This window comes from Nocardia sp. NPDC004340, from assembly GCF_053602575.1.
In genome coordinates, this window is the sequence record NZ_JBSGDW010000003.1 from 509,864 (window position 1) to 534,248 (window position 24,385).

A 24,385-nucleotide genomic window follows, 5' to 3' on the forward strand; every position below is an offset into this window, starting at 1 on the left:
GACGGTCACGGGCAGGAGAGTCCTCCTCGGGGTGGTCATGGCTGACCCTGATTCTCGTTGGTCAGCAGGGGATTCCAGAGGCGACGCGCCAGCTCACCGAAACGCGTCGGTTCGGATTCGACACCCGGCGACACGGCTGCCGCGGCCTCGGTCAGCTGATCGAAGCGCGGCGACCGGCCCAGAATGTGCCGGAAGTAGCGGTCGGTGTGTTCGCCGAAGCGATCGTCGAAGTCCTGGCTCGCCGCGTGCAGCGCGTCCTCGGGCGACGCGCCCGCGAGCCGACGCTCGGCATAGGTGGCCGACGCCGACGGCGCGATCGGCAGCGGTTCGGTGAGACCCTCGTCGCGCAACGACGCCAGCTCCCGCAACAGCCCCCGGGCCAGGGGCGCGGGCGGCGCGGTGAGCGTCGACTGCCAGGCCGGACGATGATGCTTGCCGCGCCCGATGGTGATCGCGCGCCACGACTGATGGGTCCCGGTGGCGGCCAGCGCCAGCAGGCGAATCCACGCCGCCATCCGATGCTTCGGGGCCAGCCGCGAGAACGTCGTGCGCAGCAGCGCGTCGTCGTGGACATCGGGCACGGTGCCGGTCAGCCGACGCCCGTCACCCAGATCCACCGCGATATCGATAGTGCGCGAAGGGATCTCGTGCAGCGGCCGCGCCACCCGCACCAGCTGGTCGACGGTCCCCTCGACCTCGTCGAGCACGGCCGCGCCCATCCCGAACGGCGGCAGCGTCCCACGCCGCCACTCCGCGGCCCGCAGCACATTCGGATCCACGCCGGTGAGCCGCGCCGACAGCATGCGCTCGCCCATATTCCACTTGGTCAGCCCGTCGAGTTCGATGGGGAGCCGGTCGGCGATCTCCTCCTCGTCCTCGGGCACCCGAATTCCCAAGCGCTGCCACAGGAACGCCCGCACCGGATGCTCGGCGAAGGACACCAGATCGGCCAGCTCCACATCCCCGGGCTCGCGGGCCGGCAGCGTGGCCGGCAGGAACTGCGGCCGTGGCTCCGGCGCACGGCCCGCCGCCACCGCCCCCGCCAGCGCGACGGTGTCGAAACTGAACGGATTCTCCGGCCGGAAGTTGCGGCGATCGAAGGGCTGCAACGGATGCCGCGTCACCACCTGGTCCATCGCTCCCGCGCCGATGTGCGCGCGCACGGTGTCGAGGAGTTCGGCCAGCGGGATCGCGGGCGGACGGTGCGCGCCCGAGACCGGATCGGATCCGGTGTGCAGCAACACCAGCCGCTCCCCCGCCGCCATGATCGCGTCGAGCAGTAGCTGCCGGTCCTCGCTGCGTGGATCCCGATCCCCGGGGCACCGGTGCCGGGCCAGCACATCGTCCCCGTCCACGCCGCCCGCGCGCGGGAACACCTCGTCGTCGAGACCCAGCAGCACCACCACCCGGTGCGGCACCGACCGCATCGGCACCATGGTGCACACCGTGAGCTCCCCGGTGCGGAAGTTGGCGCGCGAGGGCCGCCCGGCCAGCCTGGCCGTGAGCAGTGCGCCGATATCGCTGAGCCGCAAGGGAATCGAACCCGCCGGTTCCAGCGCCGTCGCCAGTTCGCGACGCGCCTGCACCGCCATCCAGCCCTGACCGGACGGCACCTCGGTCAGCAGATCCAGCGCGCGTCCCAGCACGGCGGCCCATTCCGACGCGGGCCGCGCGCTGCCCGCGGGCTCGTCCAGGGTGGAGCCCCGCAGGTCGCGCAGGCACACCGCGAGCCGGTCCACGAATTCGGCGAACCGGCCGCCCAGATCGATGTCATTGCTGTCCACGTCGTCCAGCGGCAGCACCAGATCCAGCCAGTCCTCACTGGATTCGCCCGCCGCGACCCCGAGCAGGATCCGGTCCACCGCGGCATTGAGCGTGTTCTGCGGGAAGTCGCCCAGCCCGAACGCCTGCCGCTGCCGCTGCCCGATCCCCCAGCGCGCCCCGGTCTCGGCCGCCCACTCCCGCAGCCGCTCGATATCGTCGTCGTCGAACCCGCAGCGCACCCGAACCGGTTCGGACGCACACAGATCCAGCGCCTCGGTCACGGTGACGCGGCCGTCGGCCAGCTCCAGCAGCGTGCCCACCACGTCCAGCACCGGATTGACCGCGCGCTGGGCGCGATCGGCCAGCCGCACCCGCAGCCCGTGCGCGGGATGCCCGGGCTCGGCCCCGTCGAGGGACCACTGCCCGAACGCCGCCCGCACCAGCGGCGCGTAGCTCTCCACGTCGGGGCACAGCACGATGACATCGCGCGGTTCCAGCGTCGGATCGGCGGCGAACACGCTCAGCAGCGCGTCGCGCAACACCTCCACCTGCCGCGACGGCCCGTGGCAGGAGTGCACGGTGACCGTCCCGTCGGCCAGGCCCGGGTCGGGCATGAGCGACCAGCGGTCCTGACGCACCGCGGACTGCAGCTCCGACAGCAGCGTGCGCGGCCCGATCTCGTCCGGTCCGGGGTGATAGGTGTCGATGTGGTCGTAGCCCGCCAGCCGCTCCTGCAGTTCCCGCACATCGCGTCCCAGTGCCGCCAGCAGCGGATGCCGCACGCGCACACCGGAATTCGGGATGACCTCGGCGTCGGCCAGCTTGGTCCACAGCGCCGGGCTGGGGTGCACCAGCCACAGGTGCACCTGCCGCCCGGCCGACAGCGCCGACAGCACCTCCAGCTGATCGGTGGTCAGCCGCGTCACCCCGAACAGCGAAATCCGTTCCGGCACCGACACGATCGACGGCTCGGCCCGCAGCCGCGCGCACGCCGCCGCCAGCCGCTCGGCGGGACTGGGCACCCCGACCACGCCGCGCACCCGCCGCCACAGCATCGCCTGCCACACCAGATCCGGCGGGAGGTCGTGCCCCGCGCCGTCGGTGTCGCCGCCCGCGGCCCACTCGGTGATCATGGCCGGGCGCTGGGTGCCGTAGCTGTCGAACAGGGCCGCGATCCGCGCCGCCGTCGCGTACCGCCGTCCGACCCGGTGCCCGCCCGCGTCGCCGTGGCCGAGGTGGCGGGCGAGCACCGCGCTCCACGGTTCGGACAGCACGTCGTCGAGGACCGGCAACAAGGTCCAGACCAGTCGCTCCGGCGACCACGGATCCTGCTCCGGATCCACGCCGGTCGCCTCGGCGAGGATCGCCGACACCAGCGCCGCCGGATCCGCGAAGTCGATATTGGCCGAGATCCCGTCGGTACCGAGCCCACCGGCCGCACCGCGGCCAGGGCCGCCGCCCGCGCCGAGTACCGTGGCCAGCCGCTGGGTGAGCCAGCGCTCGATCCCCTTGGCGGGAACCGCGACAACTTCCGGGGTGAACGGATCGCCGAGCGGTTCGATCAGTAGCCCGGCGAGCGCGTCGGCGAGCGTGTCCGCTCGTTCCGCCCGGTGAATGTGCACGACCTGTGTTTATACAGTCGGCGAACGACATGCAAACACCGGGCTGTGCGGCTCGCCGGGTGACACCTGCCACACGCCGGATATTTGCTAGGGCGCGTCACTGCGAATTTCGAGTGTGGTATGCGACAGTGCCTTTCGGGGTGGTTCTCATTTCTCGCTGAAAGGCTGGTCCGCGTACATGTCTGCGTCGGTGATTCCCCTGGTGCCCAGAACCGGGTTCACGGTGCGACGGGTGGGAGAGCGCTGGGAGTTGGTCAACTCCCGACATTACGGACGCGGCGTGGTGCTGCAGTCCTGGCCGCGCGACCGCCACACCGAGGCCTTCGAGCATTGCTACCGGCTCAATGGCCGCGGGATCGAAGAGCTACGGGCAGCTTTTCGCTGATCCGGACGAAACTCGCAAGCCGTACACGAAAATCCGTGCGACAGTGTCGATTCGATAACAGACAACCCGATCACCTGCAAGACGTGCGAATCGGGCATTGTCCCCTCTATTGTGATCCCTCGTGCGTTCCCCCAAGGCCCGGCGCGTGGCCTCCTCCGCTTGTGTCCTCGCGGCCGCTGCCCTGATTCCGGCCGCGCCCGTCCTCATTCCCGTCGCCGGCGCGGTCCCCGCGCACACGCAGGGCCCGATCACGGGATTCGACGCGGATATGAGCAGACGCATCGCCGCGGTCGACGACTATCTCGCCACCCGCCCCGGCGTCACCGGTTATGTGATGCGCGATCGCGTCACCGGCGGCATTTACCGGAATGGCAACGCGGACACCAACTTCTGGACCGCGTCCACCATCAAGCTGGCGATCGCGGAGGATCTGCTGAATCGCGCCCGGGTCGGCGCCATCATGCTCGGTCCCGACGACCGCGCGCTCATGGAGTCGATGCTGGCAACCTCCAACGACAATGCCGCCGACATCCTGTGGAACAAGTTCGCGGGCTTCGACCGCATGGCGTTCAACAACGCCTTCCGGGCCAACGGCATGGTCGGGCTGATCCCGCTGCCGCCGACCACCTCCATCGAGCAGATCAAGCTGTTTCCGGACTGGGGCTTCCAGCAGTGCTCGCCCGCCGACCTGGACCGGCTGATGGACAACATCCTCACCCGCATGCACCCCGACGACCGCGCGTACCTGCTCGACCGCATGCGCCGCGTCGACACCAACCAGCACTGGGGCGTGTGGGGCGCGGGCGCGGCCATGAACCCGGGCCTGAAGAACGGCTGGTCCGACGAGCAGGGCGGCTGGGTGGTCAACTCGGTCGGCTTCGCCGGACCCGGTGAGCGCTACACCCTGGCGATCATGACCGAGCAGGGCAACCAGGGCGGATATCTCGAAGGCTCCGAAACCACCACGCGCGTCGCGCAATTGCTCTTCCAGGGACGCTGAGCCGCCTCCCCCGATCACGAGCGCGGGCGGCCGCCCCGGCCGCCCGCCACCGGGCTCGCGCCAATCCGCACTGAACGACCGCCCATATTGTATTTTCGGGTCAGCTGTCTGGAAGGTCTGTTTTCGGTCGGTCCTGATTGGGCTGCGCTACTCACACTGCATTACCGTTGTGCGTGAGTTGTCGTAGTTTCACCGTCTGGCGAGGAGCAGGAACTAGATGAACGCCGAGAATTCCGTCGCGCAGCGCCATCGGGTGGTGGTGATCGGGTCCGGGTTCGGTGGACTGTTCGCCTGCAAGCACCTGCGCAAGGCCGACGTCGACATCACACTCATCTCCAAGACGTCCACGCACCTGTTCCAGCCACTGCTGTACCAGGTCGCGACCGGCATCCTGTCCGTCGGCGAGATCGCCCCGGCCACCCGCATCGTGCTGCGCAAGCAGCAGAACACGCAGGTGATCATGGGCGAGGTCACCGATGTCGACCTCGAGGGCGGCACCGTCACCTCGCGCCTGCTCAACCGGGACTACGTCACCCCGTTCGACAGCCTCATCGTGGCCGCGGGCGCGCAGCAGTCGTACTTCGGCAACGACCACTTCGCCACCTACGCCCCGGGCATGAAGACCATCGACGACGCCCTCGAACTGCGCGCGCGCATCCTGGGCTCCTTCGAGGAGGCCGAGCTGGCCACCGACCAGGAGACCCGCGACCGGTTCATGACCTTCGTCGTGGTCGGCGCCGGCCCCACCGGCGTCGAGCTGGCCGGGCAGATCGCCGAACTCGCCGACCGCACCCTGGACGGCACCTTCCGCAATATCGACACCCGCGACGCGCGCGTCATCCTGGTCGAGGGCGCGGGCGCGGTGCTCGCCCCGATGGGCCCCAAGCTGGGCGCCAAGGCGCACAAGCGGCTCGAGAAGATGGGCGTGGAGATCCAGCTCAACGCCATCGTCACCAATGTCGACGCGCGCGGGGTCACCGTCAAGGACAAGGACGGCTCCGAGCGCCGCATCGAATCCGCCTGCAAGGTGTGGTCGGCGGGCGTGCAGGCCAGCGGCCTGGGCAAGATCCTGGCCGACAAGTCCAAGGGCACCGAGGTGGACCGGGCCGGACGCGTCATCGTCGAACCGGACCTCACCATCAAGGGCTACCCGAACGTGTTCGTGGTCGGCGACCTGATGTCGGTGCCGGGCGTGCCCGGGCAGGCCCAGGGCGCGATCCAGGGCGGCACCTACGCCGCCAAGGCCATCAAGGCCGAGACCGAGGGCAAGCAGAAGGTCGAGGACCGCAAGCCCTTCAAGTACTTCGACAAGGGCTCGATGGCCACGGTGTCGCGGTTCAGCGCGGTCTGCCAGGTGGGCAAGCTGGAGTTCAGCGGCTTCTTCGCGTGGCTGGCCTGGCTGGGTCTGCACCTGTGGTACCTGGTCGGCTTCCGCAGCCGCTTCGTCACGGTGCTGGAATGGTTCGTGTCGTTCCTGGGCCGCCACCGCGGTCAGATGGCGGCCACCGAGCAGTGGGTGTTCGCGCGGCTCGCGCTCGAGGCGCTCGACGATCCCGCCGAGGCGCTGGAACTGGCCAAGCAGATCGGCGCGGCCGAAAACGCCTCCGGCAACGGCAAATCCGTGGCGAATTCCGAATCGGCGAAATCCACCGAACAGCGCGCGGGCTGACGACTCGGCCCGGCCGTCCTTCGAATGAGGGTCTGACCGGGCGGCGTGTCCAGACCAATCCGGCGCACCGGCCGGATCCGAATGTTCGGCGTCTGTCGATATTCGGAAGAAAGGTCATTCATGGGCAAACGCCAACCGGTCGATACTGTTTCGCCGCGGCGACGGCGCCTGGGCACACTGGCGGTCGCGGGCGCGCTGCCGCTGGTCGCCGCTCTCGCCGCCGCCGGAACCAGTGCGGCGGAACCGGTTTCGTCCGACGACACCCAACCGGCGGTGGTCGACAACCAGCCCGGCACCACGCTGCCGGGCGGCGCCGACACCCAGCCGGGCGTGGTCGTCGACACCCCGTTCGGCAAGCTGGCCGTGCCGATGCCGCAGGCCATGGCCGACGGCGCGCACACCTACCTGTCCGCCGCCGCGGCCGAGGTCGGCCCGGACGAGCTGATCGAGCCCGCCGCCGAGGTCGTCCTCCCCGTGCGGGTCGGCCGCAACGCCACCACCGGCCTGCGGGACATCCCCGACGCGCCGCTGACCCCCGTCGACAACGGCAAGCTGCGCCTGGGCGACCCGCTGGCCGCCCCCGAAGTGGCGCCGATCGCGGCGCCCGAGGGCAAGCTGCGCCTGGGCGACACCCAGCTCGACATCCCGGTCTGGCTCGACGCGGACCAGGCCGCCCAGGTGAACGCGCTCGCCGCGGGCGCCGAGGCCGATCTGGCCCGCACCTACGACTCGGCCGGCTTCGAGCCGAGCCGGTCGGACCGCATGGCCGCCGCGACGGTCGGTTCCGCCGCCGTGGGCGCGGCGGTAGGCGTGGGCGTGGCCGCCCCGCTCGAGGTCGCCGGTGCGGTCATGGGCGGTGTCATCGGTGCGATGGCGGGCACGCCGTTCGCTCCGGCGGGCTGGGTCTTCGGCCCGGCCGCGGGCGCGACCGCCGCCGCGAGCCTGATCGCGGTGCCGGCGGCGACCGTCGGGGCCGTCATCGGCGGCGCCGTCGGCGCGGTGAACGGGTACCTGGCTCCGGCCACCCCGGGTGTCGCGGACCGGGCGACCGGCATCGACGGTGCTACCCCGGCCGACGCGCCGAACGCCGATGAGGCGTCCGTTCAGGAGTGATCGCCGAGCTAGCGAGGCCGGAATCCATCACCAGGATTCCGGCCTCTTCGCTATTCAAAACCCGCTTGAATGGCTACTTTTCGGTTATCTAACGGATTCTCGGTCGTCCATTCAGCTCACCAATCCAGGTGGTCGGTGGGTTCGAATGTCGGTCGTCCCGATGTTCCCCCTGACCAGAGAGGTCATGTATGGCCGGAGGTAAGCACCGCGCGCTCAACCCGCACCGGAACAAGGTCGGCAACGTGGTGGCAGCGGGTGCCGTCCCGCTAGTCATGGCGATCGTCGGATCCGGTGCCGCCAACGCCGCCCCGTCCGAGATCGCTCCCGGAGTGACGCAGCGTGACGACGCGCCCAAGGCCCAGTGGCCGGCGGCGGCGTCCCCGAATGTGATCGCGTTCAACGGATTCAACGCACCGCCCCGCGTCGTCGGCGACTGATCCCTCCTCGACGAGGCCGCTCGACCAGGTAGATGTGCGCACGCGGCGGGAACCGGCGGTGAGGTTGGTTCCCGCCGCGAACGCGACCCGCCGCATGCGGATGGCTGTGCACAGGGTTCGAAGTTCTTGCGCGACAGCGATTTCCGATGTGCCGGTCAGGCCGTCAGCAGTCGACCGGTCCGCGTGAACAGTGTGCCGCCCGCGGCCAGCGGCAGCAGCGCCTGATCCAGGCCCGCCGTATCCGCCGGGCGATCGTCGGGATAGGTGAGCACACTCTCCAGTGCCCGCGGCTCCGACAGCGCGTCGTCGGTGATCGCCTCGGAGCCCAGTTCCAGACGGTGCCGCAGCAGCGGAATCGCACCGACATCCGCGATCAACTCCCCGGTCCAGTGACCGTGATCCTCGCCGGTGCGGCCGATCTGCACCCGTTCCCGAAGTCGCAGCCGCGCACCGTCTTCCAGACGCACCGTGGTGAACGTGTCGTGTTCCGCGCCGCCCGCGACCACGGTCGGTTCCGGATCGAAGTCCAGCTCCCCGCCCGCGGCCACCTCGAAACGCCAGTGCGCCACCGACTTCCGGGTCTCACGGCCCGGCAGCGCGATGGTCGCGGCCACCGACCGCACCCGCAGCAGCGCGCCCGCGCCGACCGAGATCGTGATGTCCAGGACGTCACCGCCCAGCGGTGTGGCGGCGGTGCCGATCAGGTGCACCGTGTCCGGGCCCGTGTGCCGCGCCGCCAGGCCGCCGACCGCGTGGATGCGCGGCAGCGTCCCGGCGGACGCGATGATGCGGAGCTCAGTGCGAATGGGCAACGCCCGCATCCTGTTCGGCGGCCAGCCGCAGCTGCTCGCGCACCCAGGCCAGCACCGGCGTCGCGGCCGGGTCCTGGGTGAGGGAGGTGAACACGAACGGCCGGCCCTCGCGCACGGTCGTCGAATCGCGTTCCATGACCGACAGATCCGCGCCGACCATCGGGGCCAGATCGGTCTTGTTGATGACCAGCAGATCCGACCAGGTGACGCCCGGGCCGCCCTTGCGTGGCACCTTGTCGCCGCCGGCCACGTCCACCACGAAGATCTGGGCGTCGATCAGGCCGGAGGAGAAGGTGGCGGTGAGGTTGTCGCCGCCGGATTCCACCAGGATCAGATCCAGCGGCGGGTTGGCCTCGATCAGATCGTCGATGGCATCCAGGTTGGCGGTGATGTCGTCGCGGATGGCGGTGTGCGGGCAGCCGCCGGTCTGCACGGCGGTGATGCGCTCGTCCGGCAGCACCGCGTTGCGCCGCAGGAAATCGGCGTCCTCGGTGGTGTAGATGTCGTTGGTCAAGACGGCCAGCGACAGCTCGTCGCGCAGCTGCCGGCACAGGGCCGCGGTCAGCGCGGTCTTGCCCGATCCGACCGGACCGCCGATCCCGATCCGCACCGGTTCCCCGGGCGTCCGCTCCCGCTTGGGGCGGTCGTGACTGTGATCGTGCGGTTCCCCGTCGATGAGGTGAGGTGGCATGTGCGCTCCTTTCACCCCCATCCTGACCCAGTCACGTAAACCGGGTGTTACCTGGCCCGTGACCGGCTACGACGCGAACAGCGGCATGTCCCGGCGGGGGTGACGTTCGGCGAGCACGTCCTGCAGCGGGTCGGAGAGCGCGGCCAGCGATTCGGTGGCGGCGCGGGCGGTGGCGTCGCACACCGGGGCGAGGCGGATGGTGCAGGCGGCCACGGCGGCCGGATCGAGGGCGAGCAGGCGCTGCGCGGCGGTGGCCGCCCCGGTCATGGTGGTGTAGACGGTGACGGCGGCGATATCGGCGGGGGTGGCCTCGCACACCGTGCCCACCACGCCGAACACGGTGGACAGATGGGGGCGGGCGCCGAGCGCGCGCCACTCGGCGTGCGGCCAGACCTGTTTGGCGAGCCGCAACAGGCCGCGGCCCTGGGCACGGGAGGCGGTGCGGGCGGCCGGGGACGGGGTCCGCGCGTCGGCCTCGAGTTCGGCGCGCTGCGGATCGAGAGTGCCGGCGCAGACGGCCGCGGCCAGCGAGGCCGCCACCAGTCCCGAGGTGCGGATGCGCCGCCGCAGGAACAATTCCACGCTGGGCACGTCGCGCAGCAGTCCGGAGGCGATGGCCTCCTCGACGCCGCCGGAGTGCACGTGCCCGCCGATCGGCAGCCGGGAGTCGGCGAGGGTCAGCAGGGTGGCCAGGCTCATCGCCGCACGTCCGGGTGTCGCATGGGTCGATCCTAAGCGGCACCCGGCGCGGCGGTGTCGACTAGGTGAGCAGGCAGGGCATGGCCGCCGAGATGCTCTGCAGCGCACAGGTGATGGAGTTGGACAGCCCGGCCGAGCCGGTCATGGGCACCAGTCCGGCGACCGGGGCGGCGCCGGTGTCGGTGACGGGCACCAGCTCGACCGGGGCGGCCATGGCCGGGGCGGCACCGATGCCGGAGGCGATGGCGGCGACGGCAAAGGCTTTCAGTGCAACGTTTTTCATGAATATCCCTTTCTCACACAGCATCCTCACAGGATGTGATCGCAGCGAGACTAACCCACGTTCCACAGGTGTGAACGGTGTTTGTTTCAAAATGCGTGATTTGACCTGAACATTAGTTGAGGTTGCAGACTGGGCGGGCAGAACGTCAACGAGGTAGAGGAGTCGCCGTGCACGCCATCCGTCTTCACGAGTTCGGGCCCGCCGAGAACCTGCGGTACGAGACCGTCGCGGACCCCGAACCCGGGGCCGGGCAGGTCCGGATCGCCGTCCGCGCCGCGGGAGTGCACCTGCTGGACACCTCGATTCGGCAGGGCGTGGCGGGCGGCCCGCTGCCCCTGCCCGAGCTGCCCACGATTCCGGGCCGCGAGATCGCCGGGACCGTGGACCGGGTCGGGCCCGGCGTCGACGAAAGCTGGCTCGGGCGTGCGGTTGTCGCGCACATCGGGCAGGCGCCGGGCGGGTACGCCGAGCTCGTGGTCACCGAAGCCGAACGGCTGCACGCGATTCCGGACGGCCTCGACGCGGGCGCGGCGGTGGCGATGATCGGCACCGGCCGGACCACACTGGGCATTCTGAGTTTCGCGGACGTGGGCCCGGAGACGGTGGCTCTGGTTCCGGCCGCGGCGGGCGGCATCGGCACCCTGCTGGTGCAGTATCTGGTCGCGGCGGGCGCGACCGTCATCGGGCTCGCGGGCGGCCCGGTGAAGACCGACCAGGTGTACGAGAACGGCGCGGATCTCGCCCTGGACTATCTCGATCCGTCCTGGCCCGAGGCCGTGCGCGCCAAGTACGGGGACCGGCCCGCGACCCTGCTGTTCGACGGGATCGGCGGAGACGTCGCGCGCACCGCGGCCGAGCTGCTCGCCGACGGCGGCGTGCGCCTGGTGTTCGGCTGGTCCGGCGGTCAGATCGACCTCGACGAGCAGGCCCTGGCCGCGCGCGGCATCACCTCGCAGGTCGTGCTCGGTCCGCCGCTGCTGCAACGCGGGGGCGGCTTGCGCGCCTTGGAGACTCGCGCGCTGGCCGAGGCCGCGGCGGGCCGGTTGCGTCCGGCGGTGCAGTCATTCCCGCTCGCCGAGGCGGCGGCCGCGCACCACGCCCTGGAGACCCGGGCGACCACAGGCAAGGTGGTGCTACTCCCCTGACCTGCGCCCGAGGCTGCGTTCCATGAACCGTTGCGCGGCCCCGCGGCGCAGATCCGTCCAGGCCTGCACCGGGCCGGTCCACCAGGGCGAGATCTCGAGGGGCCGGGCGACCACGGCGTGACAGACCAGGTTGGCCGCCTCGTCGGCGGTCAGCCCGGGCACGCCGGAGAAGTCGGTGGGCGCGCTCATGCGGGTGTGCACCAGCGGCATGTACACCGAGGTGGTGGTGACGCCGTCGGCGGCGATCTCGGTGGCCACCGTCCGCAGCCAGATGTCGAACGCGCCCTTCGACGCGCCGTATGCCGACCAGCGGGGCACGGGCGGCATGCGCAGGCCCCAGGTGGAGATGTTCACGATGTGCCCGCGGCCGCGTTCGCGCATGCCGGGCAGCAGGGTCAACAACAGCCGCACCGGGCCCAGATAGTTGACGTCCATGGTGCGGGTGAAATCGTGGAAGCGGTCATAGGATTCGTCGATCGGGCGGCGGATCGAGCGGCCCGCGTTGTTGATCACCACATCCACGCGGCCGTGCTCGGCCAGCACCTGGCGGCCGAGCTCTTCGACGGCGTCGAATTCGGTGATGTCGGACTGGTAGACGTGCGCGATCCCACCCGCGGCGGCGATCTCGGCGGCCACGTCCTCGAGGTCCTCTCGCGACCGCGCGACCAGCAGGACCGTCGCGCCCGCCGCGGCCAGTTTCCGGGCGGCCGCCTTGCCGATGCCGTGCGAGGCTCCGGTCACCAGGATCACCGTGCCCGATACCGCCTCGCGCAGGGCTTTCTCACGCGGCCGGGAGGTCGGGTAGAAGATTCGGGTCGCCACGCGTTCGGCCAGCGGTCGGCCGTTCGGCTCGGCCGGCTGGTTCGGGGCGTCGTGCTCAGCCACGTTTCCGAGCCTAACCGCCGGACCGGTATGTGATCGCGAATGAGTGGAAATACCCTGGCCGCACTGCGGATTCCTGCACCAGGATGAGGACCAAATCCCGGGGGAAGGAAACCGATGACGACTACTCGAGCGCCGGAGCGGCCGACGCCGGAGCAGGTGACGTTCTGGGGCTGGTGCGCCCGCGCGGTGGTGCTGGTGGTGTTCGTGCCGCCGCGACTGCTGTGGGAGGGGATCACCCGCCTGCCGCGACTCATCGCGGCGGCGTTCCGGCTGTTCACCGATCATCTCGCGAAACCGCTCGCGATCCTGTTCCGGGACTGGGTGTTCCGGCCGCTGCGCAATTTCGTGCGCGATTACCTGTGGCATCTGCTGATCCAGCAGCTGTTGTTCGGCATGGTGCTCACACCGATCGGCGCGTTCCTGCTGGCGTATTTCCTGCGCCCGATCCAGCGCGCCATCGAGGAATGGTTGTGGCGGCGGGTGCTGAAGCCCGGCATCCCGTGGCTGTTCCGCACGTTCGTGAAACCCATTGCCGAGGCCATCGTCTGGACCGTGGCGAATCTCTGGAAATGGCTTGTCGCGGTGCCGCTCTCGGCGCTGTGGCGGTATGTGCTGAGCCCCGGTGGCCGCTGGCTGGTGACCGCCGTCATCGAGCCGCTGGTCGAGTGGCTGATCGTGTGGCCCGCGAAGCAGCTGTGGCGCCGGCTGCTGCGGCCTCTCGCCTACGCGATCGTCGCGGTGATCGTGTTCGGCTGGCGGGTGGCCACCGCCGTCGTCGCGGTCACGGTGGTGGCTCCCTGCCGATGGCTGCGTCGCGCGGTCCTGCGACCGTTGTTCGCGGCCATCGCCCGGGCGTGGCGGGCCCTCGCCGATCCGGTGCGCCGGCTGTATCAGCGGGTGATCATGCCGTGGCGCGCCCGGATCACCGAGGTGTGGACCGGTCTGTTCGGCTAGTGCGCGGAACCGGCTTTCACCGCAGCGTCTTTCGCGGGTGTCCCGGTCTTGGCGAAGAACGCGACCGCGGCCATCGCGGCCAGCAGCACCGCGCCGGTGGTCGTGGCCACGTGCATGCCGGTCACGAACGACTCGCGCGCCGAATCGATCAGGGCGGTGTCGCCCCCGGCCTCGGCGACGGTCTCCCCCAGCGTGGATCCGAAGTCCCCGCCGGACCGGAACACCAGCGCGGCCAGCGAACCCAGCAGCGCCAGGCCCAGGCCGTTGCCCAGTTCGAAGCTGGTCTCGGAGATGCCGACCGCCGATCCGGCGCGTTCGGGCGGCACCGAGGACACCGCCACCTCCGACACCAGGGTGAAGGCGATGCCGAAGCCCGCGCCCGCGACCACGGATCCGGCCACATACCAGCCGATTCCGCCGTTCACGCCGACTCCGAGCAGCATGAGGTTGCCGAGCGCGGCCATGCCGAGGGCGAGCACGAAGGTGGTCTTGGTGCCGAACACGCGCCCGATCCGCGCGCCGCTCATGGAGAACACGAACACCACGACCGCGCCGGGAATCCCGAGCAGCGCCGCGGCCAGCGGGTCGCGGCCGGTCACCGATTGCAGGTACACGCTGGTCAGGTAGCTCATCCCGGCCAGAGCGAGCATGCCGACCGTGCTGGAGCCGATGGCCACCGAGAACAGTCCGCGCCGGAACAGGCTCAGATCGAGGAGCGGTTCGTCGAGGTGGCGCTGACGGCGGACGAACGCGGTCAGCAGCAGCGCGCCGACGATGCCGATGCCCACCGCGGGCAGGTCGAAGCCCTCGGCGGCCAGGCGCTTGATGGCGTACACGATCGGCAGGATGCCGCCGATCGACAGCAGCACGCTCACCCAGTCGAGGGGTCCGCGCGCGGCGGCGCGGTGTTCGGGGAGCAGCAGCGGCCCGAAGACCAGCAGCACCACCAGGACCGGAGCGTTGATGAGGAACACCGAGCCCCACCAGAAGTGGTGCAGCAGGACGCCGCCGATGATCGGCCCGACCGCCGAGCCGCCCGCGAAGAACGCCGTCCACACGCCGATCGCGGTGGCGCGGGAGCGGTCCTCGGGGAACAGGGTGGAGATCAGCGCCAGCGAGGAGGGCAGCAGGGTCGCGCCGCCCAGGCCCATGAGCGCCCGCGCCGCGATGAGCACGCCCGCGCTGGGGGCGAAAGCGGCCAGCGCCGAGGCGATTCCGAAGACGGTGGCCCCGGCCAGCAGGATATTGCGTCGCCCGATGCGGTCACCGAGATTGCCCATGGTGATGAGCAGGCCGGCGATCATGAAGCCGTAGATGTCGAGGATCCAGAGCTGTTGGGTGGCGGACGGATCCAGGTTCTGGGTCAGGGTGGGCATGGCCAGGTAGAGCACCGACATGTCCATCGAGACCAGCAGCACCGGGAGCAGCAGGACGGCCAGACCCGCCCAGGCGCGGCGCGGCGTCTTCGCGCCGGGGCGCGCGAGGGTACTCGTCATGACCTATCCTTCGGGCTGCTCGGGGCCCACCGGGCCCTGTCCATGGAATGCGCCCGGGCGTACAACGTACGCTCGAGCGCGGGTACAGTGTACGCACACCCCGCGCCGGAAGGGAACAATTCGTCCGATGACCGAGGCCAAGCTCACCCGGGCCGCCATCGTCGACACCGCCATCGCCCTCGCCGACGAGTCCGGACTCGACGCGCTGTCCATGCGCCGCATCGCCGAGCGGATGAACGCCGGGGCCATGTCGCTCTACCGGCACGTCCCCAACAAGGACACCCTGCTCGCCGCCATGACCGACGAGGTCGCCCGCCGCAACCCCTACCCCCCGGCCGAGGGACAGGGCTGGACCTGGCGTGACCGGGTGCGCATCGCCGCCGAGGTGGATTGGCGGCTCTATCAGCAGCACCCCTGGGTGCTGTTCACCTTCGCGGTGCCGCGCTACAACTTCGGCGAGCACAGCCTCACGGTGCTGAGCTGGCTGGTGGAGGGCTTCGCCGAACTCGGCGTCGACGCCCGCGAGGCGACCCGCATGTCGCTGTCGGTGTGGAGCTATATCGCCGGGGTCGCCCTGCAGGAGGTCAGCGCCCGGCTGCTGCAGGGCCGTGACAGCAGCGCCGACGAACGCTCCGGGCTCACCGCCCTGCTCGACGGTGACCCGCGCTGGCCCACCCCGCCCTCGCTGGCGGGTCTCGTCGGCAGCGGTGACATCGCCCTGCTGGATCCAGAGCACCTGCTCGACACCGGGCTCACCGCACTCTGCGACGGTTTCGAGGCGCGCGCCGCGCTCTGACCCGACCGAGACCGTTGTCCGCTCGAAAACCGTTCGGTATCGGGCTCGTTCAACCCCCGCCACAAGTACATTCCGGTCGGTACTCTTTGAGAGGTGCGAAAGGTGGGTGATCCGCACGGGTTCCGGACGCCGAGTCCCGGAACCGCGTGGTCACCGACGCGTCGATGAACTCCCAGCGGTCACGCCGGAGCTGGGTCCCTACCAACGATTCTCCTTTTCCGAGGTGAATGAATGGCCAGGAAGTTCGAAGGACATATCGCCCTCGATATTCGTGATTCGGTCGCCGACTGGGGACCGTACGCGGAACCGACCGCCCCGCCGGGTGCGCCCAATGTGCTGTATCTGGTGTGGGACGACATCGGCATCGCCACCTGGGACTGCTACGGCGGCCTGGTCGACATGCCGAACATGAAGCGGATCGCCGACAGTGGCGTGCAGTTCACGCAATTCCACACCACCGCACTGTGTTCACCCACCCGCGCCTCCCTGCTGACCGGGCGAAACGCGTCATCGGTCGGCATGGCGACCATCGAGGAATTCAGTGACGGATTCCCGAGCCTGTCGGGACGCATCCCCGCCGACACCGCCTTGTGCTCGGAGGTGCTCGGCGAACGCGGGTGGAACACCTACGCCGTCGGCAAATGGCATATGACGCCGTTGGAGGAGGAGAATCTCGCGGCATCGAAGCGGCACTGGCCGCTGGGGCGCGGATTCGAACGGTTCTACGGTTTCCTGGGCGGCGAGGCCGACCAGTGGTATCCGAATCTCGTCTACGACAATCACCCGATCGCGCAGCCGTATTCGCCCGAGGACGGCTATCACCTGTCGAAGGACCTGGCCGACAAGTCGATCGAGTTCATTCGCGACGCCAAGGTGATCGCCCCTGACAAACCGTGGTTCATGTACCTGTGCCCGGGCTGCGGGCACGCCCCGCACCACGTCGCCCAGGAATGGGCGGATCAGTACCGCGGCAAGTTCGACATGGGCTACGAGAAGTACCGCGAGATCGTGCTCGACAACCAGAAGCGCATGGGCCTGATTCCGGAGAACACCGAGCTGTCGCCCATGAACCCGTACAGCGATGTCACCAGCGCCGACGGCAAGCCGTGGCCGGCGCAGGACACGGTACGCGCCTGGGACTCGCTGTCGGAGAACGAGAAACGGCTCTTCGCCCGCCAGGCGGAGGTGTTCGCCGGATTCCTGTCCTACACCGACGCCCAGATCGGCCGGGTGCTGGACTACCTCGAGGAGACCGGTCAGCTGGACAACACCATCATCGTGGCCTTCTCCGACAACGGCGCCAGCGGCGAGGGCGGCCCCAACGGTTCGGTCAACGAGATGAAGTTCTTCAACGGCTACATCGACACGATCGAGGACAGCCTGGTCAAGCTCGACGAGCTGGGCCTGCCGACCACCTACAACCACTACAGCATCGGGTGGGCGATGGCCTTCAACACCCCGTACAAGCTGTACAAGCGGTACGCCTCGCACGAGGGCGGCATCGCCGATCCCTGTCTGATGGCGTGGCCGGCGGGCATTCCGGCCCGCGGCGAGATCCGCCACCAGTACCTCAATGTCTGCGACGTCACCCCCACCGTCTACGAACTGCTGGGCATCACGCCGCCGGACACGGTGAAGAACGTGCCGCAGCGCCCCCTCGAAGGGGTCAGCTTCCGGGCCCTGTTCGAGGACGCCGACGCCGATGTCGGCAAGCACACCCAGTTCTATTCGATGCTGGGCACGCGCGGCATCTGGCATCGCGGCTGGTTCGCCGACACCGTGCACGCGGCCTGCCCGTCCGGCTGGGGACACTTCGATCAGGACCGCTGGGAGCTGTTCCATATCGATCAGGACCGCAGCCAGATGCACGACCTGGCCGCGGAGCATCCCGAGAAGCTGGAGGAAATGAAGGCGCTGTGGTTCTCCGAGGCGGAGAAGTACAACGGGATGCCGCTCAATGATCTCGACATCGTCTCCGCGCTGGTGCGCTTCCGGCCGACATACGCCAGGGGCATGGACCGTGCCGTCTACTACCCGGACAGCGCGGAGGTCGGGCCGGGTGCGGCGCTCGAGATTCTGGGCCGCTCATTCGCGCTGCTGGCCGAGACGACGATCGTCAGCCCGGACGCCGAGGGCGTGCTGTTCGCCCACGGCGGGCGGCTCGGCGGGCACGCCCTGTTCGTCCAGGACGGTCACCTCTGCTACGTCTACAACTTCCTCGGCGAGGAGGAGCAGGCCATCGTCTCCGACTGCCGGATACCGCTCGGCGATCACATCCTCGGGGTGCGTTACGAACGGCACGGCACCCGGCCCGACCATTACACGCCCACGGGTGAGGCCGTCCTCTACATCGACGAGAACCCGGTGGGTTCACTCGATGACATGCGGATCCAGCCGACCGTGTTCTCCGGTGTCGGGGAGGGCGTCCGGGTCGGCCGGGACACCGGGCAGTCCGTGTCGGCCCGGTACCACTCACCGTTCCCGTTCACCGGCGGAACCATGCACCAGGTGATCGAGGACGTGACCGGAAAGCCGTACCGGGATCTGGAAATGGCTGCGGCCGCCGCGTTCTCGCGCGACTGAGCCGCGCGCTCGGGGCGGTGTTCCCGTCGGAACTTTCCGCTGGTCGCCGCCCCGAGCGCAGCCGTCGTGGCACGCTGTGCACGATTGCCGATCGTGCACAGTCACGCGGTGTGCGAATACGCAGGGGCGGCAAGGAGTTACGGCTCGATCAGCGCTCGATGTCGCCGTCGAGGTATACCCACTTCCCCTCGTCCCGGCGAAATCGGCTGTTCTCGTGCAGTTCCCCCGCCGCCCCATGCGCGCGGTAGTGGGCCCGGAATTCCACGGTCCCCTCGGTGTGGAACGGTCCCCCACCCGTCGTGCCGAGGATCTCGAGCCGATCCCAGTGCATGCCCGGATCGAAATCGACCTCGGCGGGCCGGGTTTCGGGGTCCCAGCTGCGCAGCAGGTACGCCTCGTCCTGGACCGCGAAGGCGCTGAATCGCGACCGCATCAGTTGTTCGGCGGTGGTGGCGGCCCGTTCGCCGCGGTGCAGCCGCCCGCAGCAATCGGCGTAGGCGGCGGGCAGCCCGCACGGGCAGGCCTCGGGCGCGGGACGGTTCTCGCGGCGCTTCGACATGGGCCTAAGCGTAGAAGCTGCGTCCTTCGGCCCCGCCGGACACCGACCACACCTCCACGATCTGCCCGTTCTCGGCGCGCAGGATGTCGGTGCCGCTGAGTTCGCGCACGATGGTTCCATCCGGCGCGGTGATCCGCGCACCGTAGGGGCGGGCGATGATTCCGGTTCGGGTGTCGTCCATTTCGACGACCGGGGTGCCCTGCGTGGAGAACTCGAGGCCCGGCCGTTCGGCCCGGAAGGTGTCGATGGCCGCGGCGAAGGTCGCGCGGTCCTTCACGCTGTCGTAGGCGTCCGCGCCCGGCTGGGCGTAGCGCAGGGTGAATGCCGGGGCCATGATCTCGTCGGCCAACACGAGGTCGCCGTTCCACATCTGGGTCCAGCGGTCGAACAGGTCGATGGCGTAGTCGCGCATTTCCACTCCAATAGTCTCATTGATACCGTATGACTGGCACCAAGATATAGTCTCAGCGATACGGTGTCAAACGAGAGAGGGGATTCCGAATGGCCGAGCTAGGCCCGCAGGACCACATCGTGCTGGGGCTCATCGCCCGCCACGGACCGCTGACCCCCTACGACATCAAGGCGCGGCTGGAGGAGAGCGTCGACAAGTTCTGGCCCATCCCCCACGCGCAGCTCTACCGCGTCCCCCCGCGCCTGGCCGATCAGGGCCTGCTCCGCGAGGAGGCCGAGGAGTCCGGCCGCCGCCGGCGCATCTTCCACCTCACCGACGCCGGGCGCGCCGAATTGACCCGCTGGCTGGGCGATCCCACCTCACCCCAGCCCGAGACCCGCGACCCGGCGCAGCTGAAACTGTTCTTCGCCGATCTGGGCGAGCCCGGCGCCGTGGTGGCCTTGGCCCGCAATCAGGTTGCCGAGCACCGGCATTGGCTGGACCTGTACCGGGCGCTCTACGACGAGATCGACGCCACCGACAGCGTCCGCGCCACCTCGCGGGCCCGTATCCTGCGCCTGGGCATCATGCACGAGCAGGCGTACGTGGACTATTGGGAGGAATTGGCCGCGAACCCCGATCCGCGGCCGTGACCGATCAGTCGTCGTCGCCGACCACGACCGCGTACGCGAACCCGTCCCAGCCCTTGCCGCCGACGGTCTGCACCACGGTCCCGTCCAATCGCGGCTCGGCGGCGATGAATTCGATGACCTCCCGGCTGGCCCGCACCGCCGCGTCACCCGAATCCGCGTCCACGATCCCGCCGTTGCGCACCACATTGTCGACGACGATCACCGACCCGGGCCGGGTCAGCCGCAACGCCCACCGCACATAGTTGGTGTTGTTGACCTTGTCGGCGTCGATGAACACCAGATCGAACGGCTCGGGCCGCTCGGCCTCGAGCTCGGGCAGCGAGTCCAGCGCCGCGCCGACGCGAATCTCCACCCGATCCCCCACCCCGGCCCGATCCAGGTTCTCCCGCGCGACTTCCGCGTGCAGCGGCTCGAATTCGAGCGTCACCACCCGCCCGGACTTCCCCACGGCCCGCGCCAGCCACGTGGTGCTGTACCCGCCGAGCGTCCCGATCTCCAGCACCCGCCGCGCGCGCACCGACTTCCCGAGCAGATACAGGAACTTCCCCTGCGGCGGCGACACGTCGATGGCGGGCAACCCCGCCGCCGCGTTGGCTCGCAACGTCCCCGAATCCTCGTCCCCCACCAGGGTTTCGACGAGGTAGCGATCCACTCCGGCCCAATCGGCAGTCGTCATACCTCGCAGTCTGCCAGCAGTTCCCTCGGCTGCCCAGGATTGAGATCACGCCGAGGGATACCCGTCCTCAGAACAGGAAGTAGCGCTGGGCCATCGGGAGTTCGGTGGCGGGTTGCTCGCTCCAGACCTCGCCGTCGATGCGGACGGTGAAGGTGTCGGGTTCGACCTCGATGCGGGGCATGGCCTCGTTGTTGGGGAGGTCGGCCTTGGTGCGGCGGCGGACATTGGCCACGGGGACCAGTTTCCGGTTGACGCGCAGGCGGTCGGCGAGGCCGTCCTCGATGGCCTGCTCGGAGACGAAGTGCAGGGACGTCGAGGCCGTCACGCTCGGGGCGGCGCCGAACATCGGGCGCGGGAGGACCGGTTGCGGGGTCGGGATGGAGGCATTGGCGTCGCCCATGGCGGCCCAGGCGATCGCGCCGCCCTTGATGACGGCGTGCGGGCGGACGCCGAAGAAGGCGGGCTCCCACAGCACCAGGTCGGCCAGTTTGCCGACCTCGACCGAACCGATCTCGGCGTCGAGGCCGTGCGTCACCGCCGGGCAGATGGTGTATTTCGCGACATAGCGCTGCACACGGTTGTTGTCGGCGGCGCCGTCGCCGGGCAGGGAGCCGCGGCGGCGCTTCATGACGTGCGCGGTCTGCCAGGTGCGCATGACGACCTCGCCGATGCGGCCCATGGCCTGGGCGTCGGAGCCGATCATGGAGATCGCGCCCAGGTCGTGCAGGAGGTCCTCGGCGGCGATGGTCGAGGGGCGGATGCGGGACTCCGCGAACGCCAGGTCCTCGGGGATGGACGGGCTCAGGTGGTGGCACACCATGAGCATGTCGAGGTGCTCGTCGAGGGTGTTGATGGTGTGCGGCCGGGTCGGGTTGGTGGAACTGGGCAGCACATTGAGATGCGAAGCGACGGTGATGATGTCGGGCGCGTGGCCGCCGCCCGCGCCCTCGGTGTGATACGAGTGGATGGCCCGGCCGCGGATCGCGGCCAGGGTGTCCTCCACGAAACCGGCCTCGTTCAAGGTGTCCGAGTGGAGAGCCACCTGCACGCCGGAGGCGTCGGCGACGGTGAGGCAGCGGTCGATGGCGGCCGGGGTGGTGCCCCAGTCCTCGTGCAGTTTGAAACCGCCCGCGCCACCGCGCAATTGCTCCCACAGCGCGTCCTCACGCACCGTATTGCCCTTGCCCAGCAGCAGGATGTTCACCGGCCACGAGTCGGTGGACTCCAGCATGCGGGCCAGATGCCACGCGCCCGGGGTGACGGTGGTGGCCTTGGAGCCCTCGGCCGGGCCGGTGCCGCCGCCGACCAGGGTGGTGATGCCGCCCGCCATGGCCTCGTCGAGGATCTGCGGGCAGATGAAGTGCACGTGGCAGTCGATGGCTCCGGCGGTGACGATGCGGCCATTGCCGGCAATGATCTCCGTCGACGGACCGACCACCAGGTCCGGGTGCACACCGCTCATGGTGTCCGGGTTCCCGGCCTTGCCGATGGCGACGATGCGACCGTCGCGAATACCGATGTCGGCCTTGATGATTCCCCAGTGGTCGACGATCACCACACCGGTGATGACGGTGTCCGGGGTGCCCTCGGCGCGGGTGGCGCGGGCCTGGCCCATGGATTCGCGCAGCACCTTGCCGCCGCCGAACACGGCCTCGTCACCGGCGAGTCCCGGTCCGCCGCTGCGGTCCTCGGTGATCTCGATCAGCAGGTCGGTGTCGGCGAGCCGGATGCGGTCGCCGACGGTGGGCCCGAACAGTTCGGCGTATCGGGCGCGAGGGAGTTCGGCCATCAGGCATCCAGCTTTCCGGGAGGGGTGAGGCTGATTCCGTGCACTTCGCGGTCGCCGCCGAGCGGGACCAGCGAAACCCGCTGCCCCAGACCGGGTTCGAACCGCACCGCGGTACCGGCCGGGATGTCGAGGCGGTGGCCGTGCGCGGCGTCGCGGTCGAATTCGAGCGCGGAGTTGGCCTGCGGGAAATGCACGTGCGACCCGACCTGCACCGGCCGGTCACCGGTGTTCACGACATCGAGTTCGACGCGATCCGCGCCGGCGTTGAGCTCGATCGTGCCCTCGGCACAAAGGTATTCACCAGGAATCATCGCGCGTCATCCGATCGGGTGGTGGACGGTGACGAGCTTCGTGCCGTCGGGGAAGGTGGCCTCGACCTGCACGTCGTGGATCATCTCGGGAATCCCGTCCATGACGTCGTCGCGAGTCAGCACGGTACGCCCGGAGGCCATCAGTTCGGCTACCGTGCGCCCGTCCCGCGCCCCCTCGAGCACATGATCGGTGATGAGCGCGATCGCCTCGGGATGATTGAGTTTCAACCCGCGCGCCTGCCGCCGCCGCGCCAACTCGGCCGCGTAACTCAACAGCAGGCGTTCCTGCTCGTGCGGCGTCAGTCGCATGCGGGCTCCTCGGCAATCACGGGGACGGATCGTCGGTCATTCTGGCACGACCCGCGTTACCAGCATGTTTCGGAGATATACGATCTTCCGTCCCGCGTCCGGACCGCCGAATCCGGCTGCGCCCGACTCAGTTCTGCGGAGTGAGGTTCTGCAACCGCACCTGCCCGCGAGCCACCGTCCGCTCCTGCTCATCGGTGATGACGACCTGCCACAACTGCTGCGACCGCCCCCGATGAACGGGCGTCGCGACCCCCGTCAACTTCCCCTCGCGCACCGCCCGCAGGAAGTCGGTGTTGTTGTTGACCCCGACCACGGTCCCGCGATCCCCCAGCCACGCGCCACCGGCCACACTCGCCAGGGTCTCGATGACCGTGCAGTACACGCCACCGTTCACGATCCCCGCAGGCTGATACAGCTGCGGCGTAACCACCCACTCCGCCGCCACCCCATCCCCGCTCAACTCCGTGAACTTCAGCCCGATGAGGTCGGTGAACGTCCCCTCACTGAGCTTGTTCATCAGCTCGGGCGTCACATCAGCCAGCGATTTGATCGAAGAGAAGTCGTCGCTCATATGCACACATTTGCACATCCGCGCGACCCACCCGCTACCGGGGACCCCGGGCTCGGGCGCAACTAGAGCCGCTTGCTAGTTAGGTAAGCCTGACCTATACTCGGTTGCGGCGTCAGGATCGCGGGAGGCCCCGAGGGCTGCGGTGGCCCCCGATCCCCTGCCGGTGGTGGGTTCTGTCGAGAGTGATCGGTCGACAGAGCCCACCACCTTCGTATTGGGGTGGCGGCTGAGCCCGGCCATCCGAAGCGTTACCCGGGGAACTGACGCATCTCGAATGCCGGCCAGTTCTTTTCGCGTCAGCCGAAGATGCTGGGCAAGCAGCCGAAGCTGCCTGTACTCGTGGCCGGGCCGACCTGCACGGTCAACGGCACCAAGGGCTCCGAGAGGGGGCCGCTCTGCGCCGTTCCGGTGAGAACGTGCTGCCCAGCGGTTTTCGGGGTCCACGACACCTTCGCCTGACCCCACCCGTTCGGGTCGCCACCCACCGTGCCGGTGCCGATGGTGACCCCATCGTCGAAGAAGGTGACCGTAAGGCCGCCACCCACGAAGTTGTCCCTCGCCTGGTCACCGGCGCGCAACCGGTACAGGGAACCGCTGTTCACCTCGTAGGCGCATCCGACCTGCAGATTCGACTGCTTCATGGTGACCTCCCCCATGGTGGATCCGGCCGCGGCCGGGGCGGCGAACACCAGTACCGGGGCCGATACCGCAGCCAAAGCCCTAACGCCCCAACCGATCCGGCGGTCCAGCCCAACACGTGAAGTCATCTGCGCCTCCTGTACTTCGACCTCG

At 69.4% G+C, this 24,385-nt stretch carries 25 protein-coding genes; 10 read left to right on the top strand and 15 right to left on the bottom strand.

All coding sequences use genetic code 11. The annotated features are described in order from the left end of the window. Positions 1-35 precede the first annotated feature (35 nt). Positions 36-3,386, bottom strand: coding sequence for an exodeoxyribonuclease V subunit gamma (recC, locus tag ACWEOI_RS14425; protein WP_452359867.1), 3,351 nt, complete (start codon positions 3,384-3,386; stop codon positions 36-38). Between the two features lie 178 nt (positions 3,387-3,564). Between recC and ACWEOI_RS14430 the strand changes: the two genes are divergently transcribed. From ACWEOI_RS14430 to ACWEOI_RS14450, 5 genes are all read left to right on the top strand, one after another. Then, positions 3,565-3,771, top strand: coding sequence for a hypothetical protein (locus ACWEOI_RS14430; RefSeq protein ID WP_357277243.1), 207 nt, complete (start codon positions 3,565-3,567; stop codon positions 3,769-3,771). Between the two features lie 121 nt (positions 3,772-3,892). Then, positions 3,893-4,771, top strand: a complete 879-nt coding sequence (locus ACWEOI_RS14435; RefSeq protein WP_452359868.1) for a tat pathway signal sequence — start codon at positions 3,893-3,895, stop codon at positions 4,769-4,771. 217 nt (positions 4,772-4,988) lie between these two features. Then, on the top strand, positions 4,989-6,440 hold the full coding sequence (locus tag ACWEOI_RS14440; protein WP_433666147.1) for an FAD-dependent oxidoreductase: 1,452 nt from the start codon (positions 4,989-4,991) through the stop codon (positions 6,438-6,440). A 120-nt stretch (positions 6,441-6,560) separates the two neighbouring features. Beyond that, entirely contained in the window at positions 6,561-7,553 is a 993-nt protein-coding gene (locus ACWEOI_RS14445) for a hypothetical protein (protein ID WP_452359869.1), read from the top strand. 188 nt (positions 7,554-7,741) lie between these two features. Beyond that, complete coding sequence (locus ACWEOI_RS14450; protein ID WP_433666149.1) at positions 7,742-7,990, top strand: hypothetical protein; 249 nt, start codon at positions 7,742-7,744, stop codon at positions 7,988-7,990. 155 nt (positions 7,991-8,145) lie between these two features. Here the strand turns inward: ACWEOI_RS14450 and ACWEOI_RS14455 are convergent, their stop codons facing one another. The 4 genes from ACWEOI_RS14455 to ACWEOI_RS14470 all read right to left on the bottom strand — a co-directional run bounded on the left by ACWEOI_RS14455 (position 8,146) and on the right by ACWEOI_RS14470 (position 10,475). Beyond that, entirely contained in the window at positions 8,146-8,796 is a 651-nt protein-coding gene (locus tag ACWEOI_RS14455) for an urease accessory protein UreD (protein WP_433673387.1), read from the bottom strand. Further along, positions 8,786-9,493 carry an urease accessory protein UreG gene (gene ureG, locus ACWEOI_RS14460; RefSeq protein WP_357085201.1) on the bottom strand — a complete coding sequence of 236 codons (708 nt, stop codon included), beginning with the start codon at positions 9,491-9,493 and terminating at the stop codon, positions 8,786-8,788. Before ureG ends, ACWEOI_RS14455 begins: the two co-directional genes overlap by 11 nt. A 66-nt stretch (positions 9,494-9,559) precedes the next feature. Then, the gene (locus tag ACWEOI_RS14465; RefSeq protein WP_452359870.1) at positions 9,560-10,192 is read right to left on the bottom strand and encodes an urease accessory protein UreF; all 633 of its coding nucleotides are present in this window, start codon (positions 10,190-10,192) and stop codon (positions 9,560-9,562) included. A gap of 61 nt (positions 10,193-10,253) precedes the next feature. Further along, entirely contained in the window at positions 10,254-10,475 is a 222-nt protein-coding gene (locus ACWEOI_RS14470; protein ID WP_357277261.1) for a hypothetical protein, read from the bottom strand. Positions 10,476-10,642: 167 nt separating this feature from the next. Between ACWEOI_RS14470 and ACWEOI_RS14475 the strand changes: the two genes are divergently transcribed. Next, a complete protein-coding gene (locus ACWEOI_RS14475) occupies positions 10,643-11,620 on the top strand; it encodes a zinc-binding dehydrogenase (protein ID WP_452359871.1) in 978 nt (325 codons plus the stop codon). Here the strand turns inward: ACWEOI_RS14475 and ACWEOI_RS14480 are convergent. Then, positions 11,609-12,505 carry an SDR family NAD(P)-dependent oxidoreductase gene (locus ACWEOI_RS14480; RefSeq protein WP_452359872.1) on the bottom strand — a complete coding sequence of 299 codons (897 nt, stop codon included), beginning with the start codon at positions 12,503-12,505 and terminating at the stop codon, positions 11,609-11,611. The two genes, ACWEOI_RS14475 and ACWEOI_RS14480, sit on opposite strands and share 12 nt — an antisense overlap. 114 nt (positions 12,506-12,619) lie before the next feature. Here ACWEOI_RS14480 and ACWEOI_RS14485 point away from each other — a divergent pair, with 114 nt between their 5' ends. Beyond that, positions 12,620-13,459, top strand: a complete 840-nt coding sequence (locus ACWEOI_RS14485; RefSeq protein WP_433666153.1) for a hypothetical protein — start codon at positions 12,620-12,622, stop codon at positions 13,457-13,459. On the opposite strand, the gene ACWEOI_RS14490 is transcribed toward ACWEOI_RS14485, so the two are convergent. Further along, positions 13,456-14,955, bottom strand: coding sequence for an MFS transporter (locus tag ACWEOI_RS14490; RefSeq protein ID WP_452359873.1), 1,500 nt, complete (start codon positions 14,953-14,955; stop codon positions 13,456-13,458). The genes ACWEOI_RS14485 and ACWEOI_RS14490 overlap by 4 nt on opposite strands. A gap of 127 nt (positions 14,956-15,082) precedes the next feature. Here ACWEOI_RS14490 and ACWEOI_RS14495 point away from each other — a divergent pair, with 127 nt between their 5' ends. Beyond that, positions 15,083-15,751 (top strand): TetR/AcrR family transcriptional regulator, encoded by a 669-nt coding sequence (locus ACWEOI_RS14495; protein WP_452359874.1) that lies wholly within the window; start codon positions 15,083-15,085, stop codon positions 15,749-15,751. Positions 15,752-15,982: 231 nt separating this feature from the next. After that, the gene (locus tag ACWEOI_RS14500) at positions 15,983-18,334 is read left to right on the top strand and encodes a sulfatase-like hydrolase/transferase (RefSeq protein ID WP_433666156.1); all 2,352 of its coding nucleotides are present in this window, start codon (positions 15,983-15,985) and stop codon (positions 18,332-18,334) included. Between the two features lie 148 nt (positions 18,335-18,482). Here ACWEOI_RS14500 and ACWEOI_RS14505 read toward each other — a convergent pair whose 3' ends face one another. Beyond that, positions 18,483-18,893 carry a YchJ family protein gene (locus ACWEOI_RS14505; protein ID WP_452359875.1) on the bottom strand — a complete coding sequence of 137 codons (411 nt, stop codon included), beginning with the start codon at positions 18,891-18,893 and terminating at the stop codon, positions 18,483-18,485. A gap of 4 nt (positions 18,894-18,897) precedes the next feature. Then, positions 18,898-19,305, bottom strand: a complete 408-nt coding sequence (locus tag ACWEOI_RS14510; RefSeq protein ID WP_452359876.1) for a hypothetical protein — start codon at positions 19,303-19,305, stop codon at positions 18,898-18,900. An 89-nt stretch (positions 19,306-19,394) separates the two neighbouring features. Between ACWEOI_RS14510 and ACWEOI_RS14515 the strand changes: the two genes are divergently transcribed. Beyond that, a complete protein-coding gene (locus ACWEOI_RS14515; RefSeq protein ID WP_452359877.1) occupies positions 19,395-19,937 on the top strand; it encodes a PadR family transcriptional regulator in 543 nt (180 codons plus the stop codon). A gap of 4 nt (positions 19,938-19,941) precedes the next feature. On the opposite strand, the gene ACWEOI_RS14520 is transcribed toward ACWEOI_RS14515, so the two are convergent. The 6 genes from ACWEOI_RS14520 to ACWEOI_RS14545 all read right to left on the bottom strand — a co-directional run bounded on the left by ACWEOI_RS14520 (position 19,942) and on the right by ACWEOI_RS14545 (position 24,360). Beyond that, a complete protein-coding gene (locus ACWEOI_RS14520; protein WP_433666160.1) occupies positions 19,942-20,613 on the bottom strand; it encodes a class I SAM-dependent methyltransferase in 672 nt (223 codons plus the stop codon). A 67-nt stretch (positions 20,614-20,680) separates the two neighbouring features. Continuing rightward, on the bottom strand, positions 20,681-22,402 hold the full coding sequence (locus ACWEOI_RS14525; RefSeq protein ID WP_452359878.1) for an urease subunit alpha: 1,722 nt from the start codon (positions 22,400-22,402) through the stop codon (positions 20,681-20,683). After that, positions 22,402-22,713 carry an urease subunit beta gene (locus tag ACWEOI_RS14530; RefSeq protein WP_433666162.1) on the bottom strand — a complete coding sequence of 104 codons (312 nt, stop codon included), beginning with the start codon at positions 22,711-22,713 and terminating at the stop codon, positions 22,402-22,404. The genes ACWEOI_RS14525 and ACWEOI_RS14530 overlap by 1 nt, the downstream gene beginning before the upstream one ends. A gap of 6 nt (positions 22,714-22,719) precedes the next feature. After that, the gene (locus ACWEOI_RS14535) at positions 22,720-23,022 is read right to left on the bottom strand and encodes an urease subunit gamma (RefSeq protein WP_357277307.1); all 303 of its coding nucleotides are present in this window, start codon (positions 23,020-23,022) and stop codon (positions 22,720-22,722) included. 127 nt (positions 23,023-23,149) lie between these two features. After that, positions 23,150-23,539, bottom strand: a complete 390-nt coding sequence (locus ACWEOI_RS14540; protein WP_433673388.1) for a hotdog fold thioesterase — start codon at positions 23,537-23,539, stop codon at positions 23,150-23,152. Between the two features lie 350 nt (positions 23,540-23,889). After that, positions 23,890-24,360 (bottom strand): hypothetical protein, encoded by a 471-nt coding sequence (locus ACWEOI_RS14545; RefSeq protein ID WP_452359879.1) that lies wholly within the window; start codon positions 24,358-24,360, stop codon positions 23,890-23,892. Positions 24,361-24,385 lie beyond the last annotated feature (25 nt).